This is a genomic window from Pseudomonas sp. S5F11, assembly GCF_019641515.1.
GTDB classification, from domain to species: domain Bacteria; phylum Pseudomonadota; class Gammaproteobacteria; order Pseudomonadales; family Pseudomonadaceae; genus Aquipseudomonas; species Aquipseudomonas rhodesiae.
Genome location: NZ_JAIFJZ010000001.1, coordinates 5485806 through 5504205, shown reverse-complemented (window position 1 = coordinate 5504205; position 18400 = coordinate 5485806). Strand labels below are relative to the sequence as shown.

19 protein-coding genes are annotated in these 18400 nt (G+C 62.5%); 11 read left to right on the top strand and 8 right to left on the bottom strand.

What is annotated here, in order from left to right; genetic code table 11:
• Nucleotides 1–18: 18 nt before the first annotated feature.
• Nucleotides 19–645 (bottom strand): TetR/AcrR family transcriptional regulator, encoded by a 627-nt coding sequence (locus tag K1567_RS25020; RefSeq protein WP_034099426.1) that lies wholly within the window; start codon nucleotides 643–645, stop codon nucleotides 19–21.
• A 152-nt stretch (nucleotides 646–797) separates the two neighbouring features.
• On the opposite strand from K1567_RS25020, the gene K1567_RS25015 reads away from it, so the two are divergent.
• The 8 genes from K1567_RS25015 (at nucleotide 798) to K1567_RS24980 (ending at nucleotide 10039) form a co-directional block, all read left to right on the top strand.
• Nucleotides 798–2576 carry an acyclic terpene utilization AtuA family protein gene (locus K1567_RS25015; RefSeq protein ID WP_034099427.1) on the top strand — a complete coding sequence of 593 codons (1779 nt, stop codon included), beginning with the start codon at nucleotides 798–800 and terminating at the stop codon, nucleotides 2574–2576.
• Nucleotides 2577–2589: 13 nt separating this feature from the next.
• On the top strand, nucleotides 2590–3462 hold the full coding sequence (locus K1567_RS25010) for an SDR family oxidoreductase (RefSeq protein ID WP_169868026.1): 873 nt from the start codon (nucleotides 2590–2592) through the stop codon (nucleotides 3460–3462).
• 4 nt (nucleotides 3463–3466) lie between these two features.
• Nucleotides 3467–5083: an acyl-CoA carboxylase subunit beta gene (locus tag K1567_RS25005; RefSeq protein WP_034099429.1), complete on the top strand. Its 1617-nt coding sequence runs from the start codon at nucleotides 3467–3469 to the stop codon at nucleotides 5081–5083.
• 16 nt (nucleotides 5084–5099) lie between these two features.
• Nucleotides 5100–6257, top strand: a complete 1158-nt coding sequence (atuD, locus tag K1567_RS25000; protein WP_034138818.1) for a citronellyl-CoA dehydrogenase — start codon at nucleotides 5100–5102, stop codon at nucleotides 6255–6257.
• A complete protein-coding gene (locus K1567_RS24995; RefSeq protein WP_034099432.1) occupies nucleotides 6254–7015 on the top strand; it encodes an enoyl-CoA hydratase/isomerase family protein in 762 nt (253 codons plus the stop codon). Before atuD ends, K1567_RS24995 begins: the two co-directional genes overlap by 4 nt.
• 90 nt (nucleotides 7016–7105) lie before the next feature.
• Nucleotides 7106–9028: an acetyl/propionyl/methylcrotonyl-CoA carboxylase subunit alpha gene (locus tag K1567_RS24990; RefSeq protein ID WP_220698955.1), complete on the top strand. Its 1923-nt coding sequence runs from the start codon at nucleotides 7106–7108 to the stop codon at nucleotides 9026–9028.
• A 90-nt stretch (nucleotides 9029–9118) separates the two neighbouring features.
• Nucleotides 9119–9661 carry an exonuclease domain-containing protein gene (locus K1567_RS24985; protein ID WP_034099435.1) on the top strand — a complete coding sequence of 181 codons (543 nt, stop codon included), beginning with the start codon at nucleotides 9119–9121 and terminating at the stop codon, nucleotides 9659–9661.
• A gap of 93 nt (nucleotides 9662–9754) precedes the next feature.
• Nucleotides 9755–10039: a pyrimidine/purine nucleoside phosphorylase gene (locus K1567_RS24980; RefSeq protein WP_034099437.1), complete on the top strand. Its 285-nt coding sequence runs from the start codon at nucleotides 9755–9757 to the stop codon at nucleotides 10037–10039.
• A 69-nt stretch (nucleotides 10040–10108) separates the two neighbouring features.
• Here the strand turns inward: K1567_RS24980 and K1567_RS24975 are convergent, their stop codons facing one another.
• Together K1567_RS24975 and K1567_RS24970 are read right to left on the bottom strand one after the other, a co-directional pair.
• Nucleotides 10109–10915: an MOSC domain-containing protein gene (locus K1567_RS24975; protein ID WP_034099438.1), complete on the bottom strand. Its 807-nt coding sequence runs from the start codon at nucleotides 10913–10915 to the stop codon at nucleotides 10109–10111.
• A gap of 40 nt (nucleotides 10916–10955) precedes the next feature.
• Entirely contained in the window at nucleotides 10956–11891 is a 936-nt protein-coding gene (locus K1567_RS24970) for a chemotaxis protein CheV (protein WP_034099439.1), read from the bottom strand.
• Nucleotides 11892–12446: 555 nt separating this feature from the next.
• Between K1567_RS24970 and K1567_RS24965 the strand changes: the two genes are divergently transcribed.
• From K1567_RS24965 to K1567_RS24955, 3 genes are all read left to right on the top strand, one after another.
• The gene (locus tag K1567_RS24965; RefSeq protein WP_177329668.1) at nucleotides 12447–12896 is read left to right on the top strand and encodes a hypothetical protein; all 450 of its coding nucleotides are present in this window, start codon (nucleotides 12447–12449) and stop codon (nucleotides 12894–12896) included.
• A 330-nt stretch (nucleotides 12897–13226) separates the two neighbouring features.
• Nucleotides 13227–14120, top strand: coding sequence for a sensor histidine kinase (locus K1567_RS24960; RefSeq protein ID WP_184336205.1), 894 nt, complete (start codon nucleotides 13227–13229; stop codon nucleotides 14118–14120).
• The gene (locus tag K1567_RS24955) at nucleotides 14117–14776 is read left to right on the top strand and encodes a response regulator transcription factor (protein WP_034099442.1); all 660 of its coding nucleotides are present in this window, start codon (nucleotides 14117–14119) and stop codon (nucleotides 14774–14776) included. Before K1567_RS24960 ends, K1567_RS24955 begins: the two co-directional genes overlap by 4 nt.
• On the opposite strand, the gene yegS is transcribed toward K1567_RS24955, so the two are convergent.
• The 5 genes from yegS to K1567_RS24930 all read right to left on the bottom strand — a co-directional run bounded on the left by yegS (nucleotide 14735) and on the right by K1567_RS24930 (nucleotide 18376).
• Nucleotides 14735–15655: a lipid kinase YegS gene (gene yegS / locus K1567_RS24950; protein WP_220698954.1), complete on the bottom strand. Its 921-nt coding sequence runs from the start codon at nucleotides 15653–15655 to the stop codon at nucleotides 14735–14737. The two genes, K1567_RS24955 and yegS, sit on opposite strands and share 42 nt — an antisense overlap.
• Before the next feature lie 146 nt (nucleotides 15656–15801).
• On the bottom strand, nucleotides 15802–16194 hold the full coding sequence (locus K1567_RS24945) for a DUF2802 domain-containing protein (protein ID WP_034099447.1): 393 nt from the start codon (nucleotides 16192–16194) through the stop codon (nucleotides 15802–15804).
• Nucleotides 16195–16680 (bottom strand): chemotaxis protein CheW, encoded by a 486-nt coding sequence (locus K1567_RS24940; protein WP_370694733.1) that lies wholly within the window; start codon nucleotides 16678–16680, stop codon nucleotides 16195–16197.
• Between the two features lie 83 nt (nucleotides 16681–16763).
• Nucleotides 16764–17588, bottom strand: coding sequence for a CheW domain-containing protein (locus tag K1567_RS24935; protein ID WP_034099449.1), 825 nt, complete (start codon nucleotides 17586–17588; stop codon nucleotides 16764–16766).
• On the bottom strand, nucleotides 17588–18376 hold the full coding sequence (locus K1567_RS24930) for a ParA family protein (RefSeq protein ID WP_034099451.1): 789 nt from the start codon (nucleotides 18374–18376) through the stop codon (nucleotides 17588–17590). The genes K1567_RS24935 and K1567_RS24930 overlap by 1 nt, the downstream gene beginning before the upstream one ends.
• Between the last annotated feature and the right edge of the window lie 24 nt (nucleotides 18377–18400).

Below are 18400 nucleotides of genomic sequence, written 5' to 3'. Positions count from 1 at the left end.
AAATTAATAGCTTGCGCCTCAGTCCTCTTTCAGAACCATTAACAATGCTTCTTCCGCCAGTTGTTCGAGGGTCAGGCTGCCGCCCTCGGCACGGAACCAGGTGGTCGTCCAGGACAGCGCACCGGTCAGGAAGCGCCGGGTGATAAATACATCGCCGCGGATGTAGCCCGCCGCTTTGGCTTCATTCAACACCTGCAACCAAATCTGCTCATACACATCACGTAACGCCAGCACCTGGGCCTGCCCTTCGGCTGACAGCGAGCGCCATTCGTACACCAGCACCGCCATGGCTTCGCCGCTGCCGCCCATGATCGACTGCAATTCGCAGCGGATCAGCGCCAGCACGCGCTCGCGCACGCTGCTCGCCGCTTGCAGCGAAGCACGCATCAACGCGGTGTTGTAGTGGATGGTTTCTTCCATCACGGCCCGCAGGATCTCGTCCTTGCTCTTGAAGTGATGAAAGATGCTGCCGGACTGGATGCCCACGGCGCCGGCCAGATCGCGCACGGTGGTGCGCTCGAAACCTTTGTTGCGAAACAGGTGAGCCGCCGTCTGCAGCAACTTGCCCCGGGCGCTGTCGGGGTCGGTCAATTGGCCGCCGTCGACCATGGTGCGCATCACCTGCAGGGCTTTTTGCTCATCCATGCTTCTCTCCTCTACTGCCAGAACGTGTTGGCCGGCAATTTAGGCCGTGCCAGCCACCCAAGCAAGCGCTTGGGTAAAACTTGTCAGCGGCGTTTACAAACCAAGCGCTTGCTTGGTAGTCTCGGCCACAGCCATTCGAGGAAGGATTTCTCATGAGCAAGACCGTTCGTATCGGCTGCGCCAGCGCCTTTTGGGGCGACACCTGCACCGCCGCCGCGCAGTTGGTGCACGGCGGTGCCCTGGACTACCTGGTGTTCGACTACCTGGCGGAGGTGACGATGTCGATCCTCGCCGGCGCGCGCATGAAAGATCCCCAGGCCGGTTACGCCACGGATTTCGTTGAGGTGCTTACGCCGTTGCTGGCCGATATCCAGCGCCAGGGCATCCGGGTGATCAGCAACGCCGGCGGCATCCACCCTCAGGCCTGCGCCGCCGCCCTGCAAGCGGCTTGTGACCATGCCCAGGTGCCCTTGAAAATCGCCGTGCTGCTGGGCGATGACCTGCAACCCCAACTGAAAAATCTGCACGGCATCACCGATATGTTCGACGGCACGCCACTGCCGCCGGTATGCGTATCGGCCAACGCCTACCTCGGCGCGCCGGGCATCGCCCAAGCCCTCGCCCTCGGAGCGGATATCGTCATCACCGGTCGGGTGGTCGACAGCGCCGTGGTCAGCGCGGCGCTGGTGCATGAATTCGGCTGGTCCTGGCACGATTACGACCGCCTCGCCCAGGCTGCCCTGGCCGGGCACATCATCGAATGCGGTGCGCAGTGTACCGGCGGCAACTTCACCGACTGGCGCGACGTGCCCGATTACGAACATATCGGTTTCCCCATCGTTGAGGTCAGCGCCGACGGCCAGTTCACCGTAAACAAAGTCGACGGTAGCGGCGGCTTGATCAGCGAACTCAGCGTGGCCGAACAACTGCTGTATGAAATCGGCGACCCGCGCGCGTATGTGCTGCCGGATGTGATCTGCGATTTCAGCCAGGTCAAATTGCAGCAACAAGGCAAGCACCAGGTGCGCCTGCACGGCGCCAAAGGCTTGCCCCCGACCGACCGCTACAAGGTCAGCGCCACCTACCCGGATGGTTTTCGCTGCACCGCCAGTTGCCTGATCGCCGGGATCGACGCGGTGGCCAAAGCCGAGCGGGTCAGCCAGGCGATCATCGGTAAGACCGCCGAGTTGTTCAGCCAGCGCGGCTGGGCGCCCTTTACCGACGTGAACATCGAACTGCTGGGCAGCGAAGCGACCTACGGCGCCCACGGGCAGCGCCATGACACCCGCGAAGTGGTGGTCAAACTGGCGGTGCGTCACCCAAGCAAACAGGCGCTGGTGCTGTTTGCCCGTGAGATCGCCCAAGCGGCGACCGGCATGGCGCCGGGGCTGACCGGCATCGTCGGCGGGCGGCCGACGGTATACCCGCTGATCCGCCTGTTTTCGTTTCTGATCGACAAATCGGCCTGCGACCTGAGTATCCACTGGCAGGGCGAACGGCATACCTGTGCCCTCCCCGCCGCCCAGGCACTGGTGACACCGGCGGCACCGATCGACCCGCCCAAAACCACAGGCCGCGCCGACGCCAGCGTCCCCCTGGTGAAACTGGCGGTAGCGCGCGCCGGCGACAAGGGCAATCACAGCAATATCGGTGTGATCGCCCGCGCGCCCGAGTACCTGCCCTGGATCGCCGAAACGCTGACCCCAGAAGTGGTCGTCGACTGGATGCGCCATGTGCTCGACCCCGTGCATGGTCGCGTCGAGCGGTGGTACTTGCCCGGCAGTCACAGCCTGAATTTCCTGCTGGAAAACGCCTTGGGCGGTGGTGGCATCGCCAGCCTGCGCATCGACCCCCAGGGCAAGGCTTTCGCCCAGCAACTGCTGGAAATCCCCATCGCCGTGCCGCAGCACATCGCCGATCAACTCAACTGACAGGAGCCTGGCCGTGGCCTTCGACTCGATCTTCAAAGCCGAGCTGTTCCAGGGGCACACCGTGGTGGTCACCGGTGGCGGCAGCGGCATCGGCCGTTGCACCGCCCATGAACTGGCGGCCCTCGGTGCCCGCGTGATCCTGGTGGGGCGCAAGCCGGAAAAACTCCACGCGGTCGCGGCGCAAATTGCCGAAGACGGCGGCAGCGCCCATGGCTACGCCTGCGATATTCGCGATGAAGTGGCGGTGAAGGCGCTGGTCGGCCAAATCATTGCAGAACACGGCGCAATCCACGGCTTGGTCAACAACGCCGGCGGCCAGTACCCCTCGCCCTTGGCGTCGATCAATCAGAAAGGCTTCGAAACCGTGCTGCGAACCAACCTGGTCGGCGGTTTTTTGATGGCGCGGGAGGTGTTCAACCAGTGCATGAGCACCCACGGCGGCGCCATCGTCAACATGCTGGCCGACATGTGGGGCGGCATGCCCGGCATGGGCCACTCAGGGGCAGCGCGCGCCGGTATGGATAACTTCACCAAGACCGCCGCGTTCGAATGGGGTTACGCCGGGGTTCGGGTTAACGCCGTGGCGCCGGGTTGGATCGCCTCCAGCGGCATGGACACCTACGAAGGCGCGTTCAAGGCCGTGATCCCCACCTTGCGTGAACATGTACCGCTCAAGCGCATCGGCACCGAGTCGGAAGTCAGCGCGGCGATCGTGTTCCTGCTCAGCCCCGCCGCCGCGTTCATCAGCGGCAGCACCCTGCGCATCGATGGCGCCGCCAGCCTTGGCAACCGGGCCTGGCCACTGCACAAAACGGCCGTGCCGAGCGCGCCGTTCAATGGTTTTCACCGCGCGTATCTGCCCGATGTGCTCAAGGCGCAGGACTGACGCCATGCCGACAATAATCAGCCAGATCGACCCGCACAGCCCGGCGTTCGCCCAGAACCGCGCGGCGCTGCTCGCCAGCATCGAGCACCTGCGCCAGCTGGAAAATGCCCTGCTCGACAAGGCTCAGACAGCCAAGGCCAAGTTCGAGCAGCGCGGCCAGTTGCTGCCGCGCGAGCGCCTCAGTGCGTTGCTGGACCCAGGCGCGCCGTTCCTGGAACTGGCCAGCCTGGCCGGCTACAAGCTGCACGATGACAAGGACGGTAGCGCCGCCGGCGGTGGCTTGATCGCCGGCATCGGTTACGTCAGCGGCGTGCGGGTGCTGGTGGTGGCCAATAACAGTGCGATCAAGGGCGGCACCATTTCCCCTTCGGGCTTGAAGAAATCCCTGCGCCTGCAACAGATCGCCATGGAGAACAAACTGCCGGTGGTGACCCTGGCCGAGAGCGGCGGCGCCAACCTCAACTACGCCGCCGAGATTTTCGTTGAAGGCGCACGTAGCTTTGCCAACCAGGCGCGCATGTCGGCCATGGGCTTGCCGCAGATCACCGTGGTGCACGGCTCGGCCACGGCCGGCGGTGCCTACCAGCCTGGGTTGTCAGATTACGTGGTGGTGGTGCGCGGCAAGGCCAAACTGTTTCTCGCCGGGCCGCCGCTGCTCAAGGCCGCCACCGGTGAAGTGGCCACGGACGAGGAATTAGGCGGTGCCCAGATGCACGCGCACGTAGCCGGCACCGCCGAATACCTGGCAGAAAACGATGCCGACGGCCTGCGCATCGTGCGTGAGATCGTCAGCCTGCTGCCGTGGAACGCGCACCTGCCGCCGACGCCGTCGCGTGCCTTCGCCGAGCCGCTGTACCCCATCGACGAGTTGCTCGGGCTGATCCCCGCTGACGCCAAAAAACCCTACGACGTGCGCGAAATCCTCGCGCGCCTGGCCGACGGCTCGCAGTTCCTCGAATTCAAAAGCGAGTTCGACCCGCACACGGTGTGCGGCCACCTGCATATTCACGGCCACGCGGTGGGAGTGATCGGCAATAACGGCCCGATTACGCCCAAGGGCGCGAGCAAGGCCGCGCAGTTTATCCAACTGTGCGACCAGAGCCGCACGGCGCTGCTGTTTCTGCACAACACCACCGGTTTTATGGTCGGCACCGAGTCGGAGCAGCAAGGGGTGATCAAGCACGGTGCGAAGATGATCCAGGCGGTGGCCAACGCACGGGTGCCTAAACTCACGGTGGTGGTCGGCGGTTCCTATGGCGCCGGCAACTATGCAATGTGCGGTCGCGGCTTGGACCCACGCTTTATCTTCGCCTGGCCCAATAGCCGCACAGCTGTGATGGGTGGTGCGCAGGCGGGCAAGGTGCTGCGTATCGTCACCGAGGCCAAGCAGTTGAAGGACGGCCTGGTGCCCGACCCAAAGGTGCTGGACATGCTGGAGCAGGTCACCGCACAGAAACTCGACAGCCAATCCACCGCGCTCTACGGCAGCGCCAATGTGTGGGATGACGGCCTGATCGATCCACGGGATACCCGCACCGTGCTGGGGTTTGTGCTGGATATCTGCCATGAAGCCGAGGCTCGACAGCTACAGCCGAACAGCTTCGGTGTGGCGCGTTTCTAACAGGAGAACAATAAAAATGATCTTCACCCAGGAACATCAGGAACTGCGCCGCACCGTGCGCGCCTTCGTCGACCGCGAGATCAACCCCCATGTGGACGAATGGGAGAAAGCCGGGCGTTTTCCCATCCACGAGGTTTTCCGCAAGGCCGGCGACCTCGGCCTGCTGGGCATTTCCAAACCGGAACGCTTCGGCGGCATGGGCCTGGACTACAGCTACTCGATTGTGGCCGCTGAAGAGTTCGGCACCATCCGTTGCGGCGGCATCCCCATGGCCATCGGCGTGCAGACCGATATGTGCACCCCCGCCCTCGCCCGCTTCGGTTCCGACGAGCTGCGCGACGAATTCCTGCGCCCGGCCATCAGCGGCGAACAGGTCGGCTGCATCGGCGTCTCGGAAACCGGCGCCGGTTCCGACGTGGCCGGGCTCAAGACCCACGCGCGCAAGGATGGCGGCGATTACGTGATCAACGGCAGCAAAATGTGGATCACCAACTCCCCCAGCGCCGATTTTATCTGCCTGCTGGCCAACACCTCCGACGACAAACCGCACATCAACAAGTCGCTGATCATGGTGCCGATGAACACCCCCGGCGTGAGCCTCAGCCCGCCCCTGGAAAAACTCGGCATGCACAGCTCCGAGACGGCCCAGGTGTTCTTCGACAACGTGCGCGTGCCGCAACGCAACCGCATTGGTCAGGAGGGCGCGGGCTTCATGATGCAAATGCTGCAATTCCAGGAAGAACGCCTGTTTGGCGCGGCCAATATGATCAAGGGCCTGGAGTACTGCATCGACAGCACCATCGCCTACTGCAAGGAACGCCACACCTTCGGCAAAGCACTGATCGACAACCAGGTGATCCACTTTCGCCTGGCGGAACTGGCCACCGAAATCGAATGCCTGCGCGCACTGGTGTACCAGGCCACCGAGCAGTACATCAAAGGCCAGGACGTGACGCGGCTGGCCTCCATGGCCAAGCTCAAGGCCGGGCGCCTGGGCCGCGAAGTCAGCGACAGTTGCCTGCAATACTGGGGTGGCATGGGCTTTATGTGGGACAACCCGGTGGCGCGGGCGTATCGCGATGTGCGCCTGGTGTCGATTGGCGGCGGCGCCGACGAAATAATGCTGGGCATCATCTGCAAACTGATGGGCACCTTGCCGGGGAAAAAGCCATGAACACCCTGTTGCTGGAAGCCCACAACGGTGTGCTGCACATCACCCTCAACCGCCCACAGAGCCGCAACGCCATGAGCCTGCAGATGGTCAACGAACTGCGCACGGTGCTGGCGCAGCTCGACAGCCAGGTGCGTGCCGTGGTGATCAGCGGCGCGGGCGGGCACTTTTGCGCAGGGGCCGACGTGAAGGATCTGGTCAGTGCGGGCGATCAATTGCAGGCGCTGAACCGCGCATTCGGCACCTTGCTGCAAGAGGTGCAAGCCACACCACGCGTGGTGATCGTGGTGCTGCAAGGCGCCGTGCTGGGCGGCGGGTTCGGCCTGGCCTGCGTAAGCGACATTGCGATTGCCGATCACCAGGCACAGTTCGGTTTGCCGGAGACCAGCCTGGGGGTACTGCCGGCACAGATCGCACCGTTTGTGGTCAAGCGCATCGGCCTGACCCAGGCGCGGCGGCTGGCGCTGACCGCCGCACGCTTTGATGGCGTGGAAGCGCAACGCTTGGGCCTGGTGCATTTTGTCGAGCGCGACCCCCAGGCCCTGGCCGAGCGTGTGGATGAGGTGCTGGGCCAGGTCTTGCAATGCGCGCCGGAGGCCAATGCAAGAACCAAAGCCTTGTTGCTGGCCAGCGTCGAGCAGCCATTGGAGCCGTTGTTGGATCAAGCGGCGCAGTGGTTTGCCGAGGCGGTGGCCAGTGCAGAAGGCATTGAGGGGACACAGGCTTTTGTACACAAGCGCAAGCCTGGGTGGTGCAAATGACGCCAGCCCCGGGGACTGGTTCCAAATGCGGGAGGGGGGCTCGTCCCCGATAAGGCCAGAACAAACAGCGCATAACCAAGGGACCTTCCAATGCCCACATTCAGCAAAATCCTGATCGCCAATCGCGGCGAGATCGCCTGTCGCATCCAGCGCACGGCTCAGGCCCTGGGCTATCGCACCGTGGCGGTATACAGCGATGCCGACGCCGACGCCCTGCATGTGCAGATGGCCGACGAAGCCGTGCACATCGGCCCCGCCGCGGTGCAGCTGTCCTACCTCAATATCCCGGCGATCCTCGATGCCGCGCATAAAACCGGCGCTGACGCGGTGCACCCCGGCTACGGCTTTCTCTCGGAAAACCCCGACTTCGCCCGCGCCTGCCAACACGCCGGGCTTACCTTTATCGGCCCCAGCGCCGAAGCGATCGAGCTGATGGGCAGCAAACGCCTGTCCAAGCTGGCCATGCTGGAGGCCGGCGTGCCGTGCATTGCGGGCTACCAGGGCGCCGATCAGGATGACGCCACCCTGCAACGCCACGCCGAACGCATCGGCTACCCGTTGATGATCAAGGCTAGCGCCGGCGGCGGTGGGCGTGGCATGCGCCTGGTCCATCAACAGGATCAATTGCTGGCGCAATTGCGTACGGCACGCTCCGAAGCGCTCAACGCCTTCGGCAGCGCCGAGCTGATTCTGGAACAGGCGCTGATCGAGCCGCGTCACGTCGAAATCCAAGTGTTCGGCGACCGTCACGGCCAGCTGATATACCTGGGCGAGCGCGATTGCTCGGTGCAACGCCGCCATCAGAAAATCATCGAAGAAGCGCCCTGCCCAGTGATGACGCCCGACCTGCGCCAGGCCATGGGCGAGGCCGCGCTCAAGGCTGGGCGCGCGGTGAACTACGTGGGCGCCGGCACCGTGGAGTTTCTGCTCGACCGCGACGGGCGCTTTTACTTCCTGGAAATGAACACCCGCCTGCAAGTGGAGCACCCGGTCACCGAGCTGATCACCGGGCTCGACCTGGTGGCCTGGCAACTGCAGGTCGCCGCCGGCCAGCCACTGCCACTGACCCAAGCCGACGTGACCCTGACCGGGCATGCCATGGAAGTACGCTTGTACGCCGAAGACCCGGCCCAGGGCTTCCTGCCGCAGACCGGCGACGTGCTGCGCTGGCAACCGGCCGCCGCTGTACGAGTTGACCACGGCGTGCTGGAAGGCCAGCGCATCAGCCCGTTCTATGACGCGATGCTGGGCAAGATCATCGCCCACGGCGCCACCCGCGAAGAAGCGCGGCGCAAACTGCTGCGCGCGGTGCAAGACACGCTGCTGCTGGGGGTGACCAGCAATCAACGGCTGCTGGCCGAGGTACTTGAACATCCGGACTTTGTACGCGGGGACTTCAGCACTGGGTTTATCCCCCGGTATTTCAACGCGATCGCCCCCTACCCGGCCACTGACGAACAATTAGCCGTCGCCGCCGCATTGTTCTACCAGCACAGTGCCGCGCGGCATCGTCCCGGTTTGTCCGGGTGGTGCAACAACGCCAGCGCAGCCACGAGTTATCGCTTGCTGGTCAACGACAGGGTGCACGGGATCAGCGTCAGCGTGTCGGCCGATAACGCCCTTTGCATCAACGGCATCGATATCCGACCGCTCGGGCTCGACGACCGCCACTTCACCCTGGTCATCGATGGCATTCGTCGCCGCCTCGCCTATCACCTCGATGGCAGCCGGTTGTGGCTGCCGGGGCTGACGGTGGTCGACGTGACCCAGCAGGTTGCCCAGCGCCAGGACGACGCCGGCAGCGGTACGCTCAAGGCGCCGATGGATGGGGCAATCGTCGACGTGTGTGTGGGCGTCGGTGACCGTGTGCGCAAAGGCCAACTGCTGCTGGTGCTGGAGGCCATGAAGATGGAGCATCCGCTCAAGGCCGGGGTTGAGGGCGTGGTCAAGGGCATACAGGTGATGACGGGCGATCAGGTTCGCAATCGCCAGATTCTGCTGGAGATCGAATAAACCCTGGCTCTCCTGGAAAAAACAGCGCGGAACTACAGGGGCCGTCTACGCTCTATCCCCCAGGACGGGAAGAGTACGGGAACCTGCACCATGCCTCATTGGCTGATTATTGACCTTGAAGCCACGACGGATGAAGGCGGCTGGCCCGTGACGGAAATGGAAGTCATCGAGATCGGCGCGAGCCTAGTCAACCGCCAGGGCCGCGAAGTGGATCATTTCCAGCGCTTTGTGCGCCCGCAGCGCCGCCCGTTGCTGACGCCGTTCTGCCGCCAGCTTACCCATATCACCCAGGCCAATATCGACGCGGCAACCCCGTTGAACGAGGTGTGGCCGCTGTTCGAACGCTGGCTGGGCCAGCATCGTACGCGCCTGGAAGGCTGGGCCAGTTGGGGCGACTACGACCGCCAGCAACTGGAACTGGAGTGGCAGCGCCATGGCCTGGACAGCGCCCTGGCCCACACGCCCCATATCAACCTCAAGCAGCGCTTCGCCAAGGCCCGACGCCTGGACAAACCGCTGGGGCTCAACGGCGCGCTGCAACTGGCGGGGATGCAGTTCCATGGCCAGCAGCACCGGGCACTGGAAGACGCGCGCAACACTGCCCGCCTGCTACCGCTGATTTTACCGGTCTAGGCAGCCTCGCAAGGCTTGGGCATACTGGCCAACCTTTTCCATAACGCTGCCCTCGCTTCGACAGGGAAGGCAACTTTTTCCGAGGATTCGCCCATGTTCAAAGTCAACGAGTACTTCGACGGCACCGTCAAGTCGATCGCGTTCGGCACCGCTGAAGGTCCGGCGACCATCGGTGTGATGGCCCCGGGTGAATATGAGTTCGGCACTGCCCAGCGTGAAATCATGCACGTCGTCTCCGGCGCGCTGACCGTGAAACTGCCGGATGCCAGCGAGTGGCAGACCTTCTCCGCCGGCAGCCAGTTCAACGTACCGGCCAACAGCAAATTCCAGCTGAAGGTCGAGGTCGACACCGCTTACCTGTGCGAATACCGCGGCTAAGGTTTCAGCCAGGCAAAAAAATGCCCGTTTCCTACTAGAAGGAGACGGGCATTTTTTATGGGCGATGGATTATTCGAGGATCGTCACCGGCATGCCGACTTCCAGATGACCCACGCCATCGTTGACCAGGTTCTGGCCGAACATCGCGCCATCCTCGGTCTTGCGGTAGCCATTCAAAGTGGCGAAGGGTTCACGGTCGGCGCTGCGCTCGCCGGTGCGCGGGTCGATGGTGGTGAGGATGCAGCGTGCGCACGGCTTGACCACCCGGAACTCCACGTCGCCGATGCGCAGGCGCTTCCAGCCATCTTCGGCAAACGCGTCGGCACCTTCGATCACCAGGTTGGGGCGAAAGCGCAGCATCTCCATGGGGCGGCCGACCTTCTCGGACAGGTCTTCCAGGGAGGCCCGGCCGATCAGCAGCAAGGGATAACCGTCGGCCAGCGCCACTTGGTCATCGTCGCGGCCATAACCGGACTGAGTGGTGCGCGCCCGCTTGAGCGGCATGTGCACCAACCGGGTCGGCGCGCCGACAAACTCGCTGACCCACGCAGCCGCCGCGTCACCGGCATCCGGCAGGCGCGGGGTGTCGCGCCAGATGGTCACGCCGCGCAACGCAGCGTCTTCATCGGGCAATGCGACGTCAAGGGAGGTATAGCCAGGCGAACTCAGGGTCAGGCCGCCGGCGCTGTTCCACAAGGCCGACAGCTGGCTCATCTTGGTGACGGCGCGTTGCGTCAGGAAGCGGCCACTGGCCTCGTCCACCAGCATCCAGCGTCGATCCCCGTCCAGCCCGAGTTTATCCAGGCCGCTGTGTTGCAACGATTCGGCCTTGCCGGATTTCAAGGGGTAACGGTACAACGCGCTGAGACGGAGCATGGGCCTGCATTCCTGAGGGGCGAAGCCCATCACCCTAAGGTCAAGCCGACTGTTCGTCCAGCATCAGTCGTTGGCGCACCACATCCACCAGTTTGTCAGGCTGGAACTTGGACAGGAAATTGTCGCAGCCGACCTTCTTCACCATCGATTCGTTGAAGCTGCCAGACAGCGAGGTGTGCAGCACCACATACAGTTTGCGCAGGCGCGGGTCGTTGCGGATCTCGGTGGTGAGACGGTAGCCGTCCATTTCCGGCATTTCGGCGTCGGTGAAGATCATCAATAGTTTGTCGGTCATCACGTGACCGGCGTCGGCCCACGACTTGAGCATGTTCAGCGCTTTGAGGCCATCACTGGCGATGTGCATTTTCACGCCCAACTGGCCGAGGGTGTCACGCAGCTGCGACAGCGCCACGTTGGAGTCGTCCACCAGCAGCACTTCGCGGCCACGGGCGCGTTCGAGCACTGGGTCTTCGAGTTTTTCCCGGGAGACCTTGGCGTTGTAAGGCACGATCTCGGCGAGGACTTTTTCCACGTCGATGATTTCCACCAACTGGTCGTCGACCTTGCTGATGGCGGTGAGGTAATGCTGGCGACCGGCGCTGGTCGGAGGTGGCAGGATGGCTTCCCAGTTCATGTTGACGATGCGGTCCACACCGCCCACCAGGAACGCCTGCACCGAGCGGTTGTACTCGGTGACAATGATGGTGCTGTTCGGGCCCGGCACCAGCGGGCGCATGCCGATGGCTTGGGACAGGTCGATCACCGGCAGGGTCTGGCCGCGCAGGTTGACCACGCCACACACAAACGGATGGCGCTGGGGCATCAGCGTGAGCTTGGGCAATTGCAGGACTTCCTGCACCTTGAACACGTTAATGGCGAACAACTGCCGCCCGGCCAGGCGAAACATGAGGATCTCTAGGCGATTCTCACCCACCAGTTGCGTGCGTTGATCTACCGTGTCGAGAATGCCGGCCATTGGAAGCTCCTGATATGCGCGGGTAAGTGCTGCGCGTAGGGGTTGTGCAGTTCACTAAGCTGTTTATCGGCGGCGAGCGCCAGATCTTGACCCCGTTAAAATGCCACGTAAATTAATTGATGTCACACTGACATCATGCTTTACTGGCCGCGCTGCTTCATAAGCGGGCAAGACGGCATTGCGCGACACACAAATCGACGCAAGGTTCCCGCTTGTAAGGGATTCCCCTATGCGCAATCAGGTCCAACCTGATATTCGCAATATCTAATAGCCATTAATGTGACGCCATTCTCATTGCATGAATGGAGTCAGGCTTTTGTTTGCCATCTCACGTCCTCGCCCGCTGGGTGTTCCAGACATTTACGTCGCGGCAAATGAAGGTGTGCAACTGGGCCTGCTCACAAGGGCTTGGCAGCGCCCTTGCCGTCATTTCAATAAACTTCCTACCAAAAGCTCAGAAGTAACCTACAAGCAAGAGCAATATTTCAGCGCTAGCTTTAAGCCATTGACCCGCAGCGACATCTCATCGCCCGATTCCATATTGTGGAGACTTGCATGATGAACGACGGTAAAGAGTGGCAGCTCGCACTTTCGGCGTTTCTGCTGGAGGCTGAAAAACTGTTGAACCGGTCAGAGGAATGCCTGAGCCATCTGCATCTGATTCGTAACGACAGCGACGCCATCGACTGCATGACACTCAGCCTGGCCAAGCTCGCGGAACAGGCCGACACCCTGGCGCTGCAAGCCATCAGCGAATTTTCCGGACATATCCACGGCCTGATTGCCAACGCTGAAAACCCGTTGCAATTGCACGACCAGGCGCTGGACGCGCTGCATGACTGCCTGACTTTACTGGCCTGGCAATTAGAACTGATCGACACCAAAACCGGTCAGTTGGCGTTGGATGAAACCGAGCAAACCACGTTGATTGCGACGGTCAGCCTGCAAATCCCGCAAAAGGGCTTCACCTATAAACCGCAGCAACGTTTGCATCACGCCTCTTGAGCGATTGGCAGGTCGTATTTCGCAACGCAACTTATCTAAAAACGACAGGCGTTAACGATTCCATCATCTATAACGTCCATTAACGTTACAACTTCGTTTAAATAGTAAAACTTCCCATGCTTCACACGCTGATATCACCCACTACATCCCCTCGTTTAATTGGTCGGCACAGCACGGTGTCAGGCGACCAACGGTTACAGGGGTGTTACTATGCGTCGCTCGAAGTCATTCAACTTCCTGTATATAAACGATTCGGCCACGCACGCCAGACTGAGCCCCGTCAGACGTGACCGGACTTCCCGCAGCGAACCTTCATTGGCTCCATCCGCTATGTACGCCAGCCTCAAGTCACTCCTCGCCAGGTCCGTGCCCCGCAGCCATGCTCGCCGCCTGACCCTTGGCCTGTGCCTTGCCTCGCTGCTGATCAGTCTGTGGGCCTACAGCGAGTCCGCGCCGTTGCCACTGACGGTGTTGCTGCTCAACCTGGCCACCCTGATGGTGGTGGGTCTGCAACAATGGCGCTCACGTAAATCCATCCGCTTCCAGCCCCAAGAATTGGCCGATCGTCTGTTGCAAGTGCAGGAAAACGAACGCCATCGCCTCAGTCGCGAACTGCACGACGATATCGGCCAACTGCTCACCGCCGCCAAACTGCAAAGCGAATGGCTCAAGCGTCGCCTGCCGGATGACCTGCAAGACCAATGCACGATGCTGTGCAACACCCTGAACGAAACCCTGGCCAAGGTGCGCGATGTGTCTGCCATCCTCAACCCCCGGCAACTGACCAGCCTGGGCCTGGAAGCCAGCCTGCGCGCGCACCTACTCAAAACCCTGGAAAACAGCCCCGTTCACTGGAGCCTGGAATGCCGGCAACGCCTCACCGGCATCCCGGAAGAAATGGCCGTAGCGGCGTTTCGCATTACCCAGGAAGCGGTGACCAACATGCTGCGCCACGCCCAGGCCCAGAACCTCCTGGTGCGCCTGCAACGCCTGCCCGAAGGGTTATCGCTGACAATTCGCGATGACGGCCGTGGCTTCGCGCCGGCGAGCAACCCAGCCCGTGAAGGTCAGCGAGGCATGGCAGGCATGGTCGAACGTATCGAACAACTGGGTGGCACGCTGTCCGTCAGCAGCCAGCCCGGGCAAGGCACGCGCATCGACGCACTTTTTCCCTGGGCGCCGCGCGCCCTCGAACGGGCCAACTCCCCTAAGGTTCTCGAGTGACCTGCACATTACTTCTAGTGGATGACCATGCACTGATCAGGGCCGGCGTGCGTGCCCTGATCCAGGATATTCCCGGCTACACCGTGATCGGCGAAGCCAACGATGGGGCACAGTTACTTGAGCAGTTCCACGCATTGCAACCGGACATGGTGCTGCTGGACCTGTCGATGAAGCACACCGGCGGCCTGGACGCCTTGCAGCAACTCAAGGCCGCCTACCCGCGCTGCAAGGTGCTGATCCTGTCGATGCACACCGACCCGCAACTGATCATGTGCGCGCTGGAGGCCGGCGCCCATGGCTACCTGCTCAAGGACACCACGGCCAACGAGCTGGAACACGCCCTGCGAGCCCTGTGCAATAACGAGCGCTACCTGAGCCCGGCGATCGCCCATACCGTGATCAACCAGGCGCTGGTACGCAGCCAAGGGCCCACTGCGTCGTCCGGCTACGGCCACAAACTCACGGCACGGCAGTTGGAAATCCTGCGCCTGATCGTGCGCGGCAAGTCCACGCGTGAGATCGCCCACGGCCTGGGCCTGAGCATCAAAACCGTGGAAGCTCACCGTTCGCAAATCATGAAGCGCTTGCAGATATTCGACGTGGCGGGGCTGGTGCTATTCGCGGTGCGCGAGCAGATCATCAGCCTGGACGACTAGGGGCGAATCCAGCGGCAAATGCACGCGCAAGGCCTTGGGCAGGGCTTCGAAACGCAGGTCGTCGCCCTGGAGCGGTTCACCATCCAGGTTGATGTACAGCCCTTCGGCCTGTTTGATCTGCACCCAGGGCAGCCGCGCGCGGACGAACATGTTGTCCAGGCCCCAGCCATTGCTCATCAGTTCGCGCAAAGTACCGACCACTTCCTGGGGTGCCGGTAGGATACTGACATCGAGCAACCCATCATCGGCCATCGCCTCCGGGCACAGCGCATGCCCGCCGCCGGCCTGGCGACCGTTGCCGATACCCAGCGCCAGCATCTCGCCCTTCCACTGGAAACCCGGGCCTTCCAACTCCCCATAGGCGGCCTTCAACTCGCTGAAACGCGTCAGACCGGTAAACAGGTACGCCGCCCCCCCGAGGATTTTTTTCAGGTCTTCGGAGGTATTGGCGGTGACCTGGCTGCCGAAACCGCCGGTGGCCATGTTGAGGAAAATCTGCCCGCCAACCTGGCCGAGGTCGATCGCCCGCGGCGCCACATCCAGCAGCGCCAGGGCCTGGGCCGGCTCCAGCGGTACGCCGGCGGCCTTGGCGAAATCATTGGCGGTGCCCAGGGGCATCAGCACCAGGCTGGCATCGGCTTTGGCCTGGGCCATCGCTTCAGCCACGTCGCGCAAGGTGCCGTCGCCGCCGCCGGCAATGATGTGGGTATAACCGTCTTCGAGGGCCTCCCTGACCAGACGCTGTGCATCACCGCCCTCCCACGTCACCCGCACCGCCAACTCCCAACCCTGCTCACGCCGGGCCAGCACGGCGCTGCGCACGTCCTCGTTGAGGGCTTGCTTGCCGTGGAGGATCAACAGTGCCTTGGGGGTGCTCATGCAGGGAATCTCCTGATTCAAAGGTGCTTGAAGGATGTGGACCTTGGCAGAGGAGAAAAAAGTCAGTGGGATTGGAAATTAATTGGGCGGCAGAGCGCTATCCGTCGCAAACACGACGACTCATAACGGCGTACCACCGATGGCAATCAGCTCTTATGCAACTTACTCATCAACTGCGCCTCAGCCTGGGTCAAGCCGCACGACTGGGTCAGGTCATCCACCGTCGCGCCCATCCCCACCAACTTTGCCGCTTGGGCAAACGACAGGTTGGCAGGATCGCGCTGCTCCAACTGCTCCAGCTTGTCGGGCATCGGTGCGAGGATCGCGCGCAGCTCATGCACCTCATCCCCGACCCGCACGGCACTCTTTTGGTAATGGTCGACGCGCTTAACCAGCTCCACGATGCGTCGGTCACGCACCGCATCGCGCTCGGCCTGCTGCAACGCCAATTCGCGCTGCCGAGCCATGTAGCGCAGCAGAAAACCCAGGGTCCCGGCCCACAACAGGGCCAGGACGATCACCGCGACCTCAAGGAACAATCAAATGCTCTCCAGTTCCGACCATTCTTCTTCGCTCATCATTTTGTCCAGCTCAACCAGAATCAACAGTTCGTTGTTCTTGTTGCACACGCCCTGGATAAACTTGGCCGACTCTTCGTTGCCCACGTTCGGCGCAGTTTCCACTTCCGATTGGCGCAGGTAGACCACCTCGGCGACGCTATCGACCAGGATACCGACCACTTGCTTGTCGGCTTCGATGATGACGATGCGCGTGTTGTCAGTAACTTCGGCGGTATCCAGGCCGAAACGCTGGCGCGTATCGATCACGGTCACCACGTTGCCACGCAGGTTGATGATACCCAGCACGTAGCTAGGAGCACCCGGGACCGGGGCGATCTCGGTATAGCGCAGCACTTCCTGCACACGCATCACGTTGATACCGTAGGTCTCGTTGTCCAGCTTGAAGGTTACCCATTGCAGAATCGGATCGTCCGAGCCTTTTTGTGCAGATGCTGACATATTCATACCCATGACCCCTTCAAATGCCGTTGGATACGGCGTGTGTGCTTCATTCGCCAACCGCACACCCGTGCGGCCGGCGTGTTCAATCAACTGCGTTTGTTACCGGGCATCGACTTGACGGCGCCGCTGGCGATCAACTCGGCCAGTTCGGCGACGTCGAGCAACGCGCACATGTGTTCGATCACGGTGCCGGCCAGCCAAGGCCGCTGGCCCCGGTGGCTGCGCCATTTGATTTCGTTCGGGTCCAGGCGCAGCGAGCGGCTGACCTGATGCACCGCCAGCCCCCACTCGTAGCCCTGAACGGAAATAACGTATTGCAGGCCCTCGCGGAAATCGTCGCGGTAGCGGTCGGGCATCACCCAGCGCGCAGTGTCCAATACCTTGAGGTTGCCGGCCTGGCTGGGCAGGATGCCGAGGAACCACTCCGGCTGGCCGAACAGCGGCGTCAGCTCGTGACCTTCCAAAGAGTAGATCGAACCCAGGCACACCAGCGGCACCGCCAGGGTCAACCCGGCGACATCGAACAGCAGGCATTCGAAAGGCTCGGCGGCCCACGCCGGACGGTCATCGCCGCTCACCGGCGGCGGCGTGATGCTCGGCGGCAGGTGCACGTCCACCACCGGCTCGATCACCACGGGCGCCGCCACCAACGGTTCCGCCGCCACAGGCTCTGCCACTACGGGTACGACCGGCGCGACAATCGGCGCTACGATCCGGGCGTCTCGGGCCTGCTCTTCCAGCACCGCCAGTTGGAATTCATCCAGTGTACTGCTGGGCTCGACAACCGCCTCCAGCACCAGAATCGGTTCCGGCAGCACCTCATCGGTGGCTTCCTGCAACAAGGCATCCAGGTAGGATTCCAGGGCCAGTTGCGGCCGGGTCTTGGTCTTGAGTTCGACAGGACGGTTCATCATGCCACCTGCGCCACGAGTTGCTGGGACAGCAAGTGTTTGAGCAACGCACGGTAGGCCATCACGCCACGACTCTTGCCATCGAACTGCGACGGCGTGAGCCCTGCGCGGCTGGCGTCACGCAGGCGCGTATCCACCGGAATGTAGCCTTGCCAGATGGTGTCCGGGTAGGCGTCGCGCAATACCCGCAGGGTGCCCAGCGACGCCTGGGTGCGGCGGTCGAACAGGGTCGGCACGATGCTGAACGGCAGCGGCTGTTTGCGCGAGCGATTGATCATCGCCAGGGTGCTGACCATACGCTCAAGGCCTTTGACAGCCAGGTGCTCGGTCTGCACCGGGATCACCAGTTGCTGGCTGGCGGCCAGCGCGTTGACCATCAGCACGCCCAGCAGCGGCGGGCTGTCGATAATGGCGTAGTCAAAGTCCTGCCACAGTTGCGCCAGGGTCTTGGCGATCACCAGGCCCAGGCCGCTCTGCCCTGGCGACTGACGCTCAAGGGTGGCCAGCGCGGTACTGGAAGGCAGCAGGGAAATGCTCTCATTGCTGGTGGGCAACAGCAGTTGCCCGGGCAGGTCGCCAGGCACGTTGCCCTTGTGCAGGAACAGGTCAAAGCAGCTGTGTTCCAGCGCATCCGGGTCGTAGCCGAAATAGCTGGTCATCGAGCCGTGGGGGTCCAAGTCCACCACGACCACACGCTTGCCCGCCTCGGCCAGCAAACCGGCCAGAGCGATGGAGGTGGTGGTCTTGCCGACTCCACCTTTTTGATTGGCAACTGCCCAGACTCTCATTCGGATGATTCCTCCCGGCAGGCA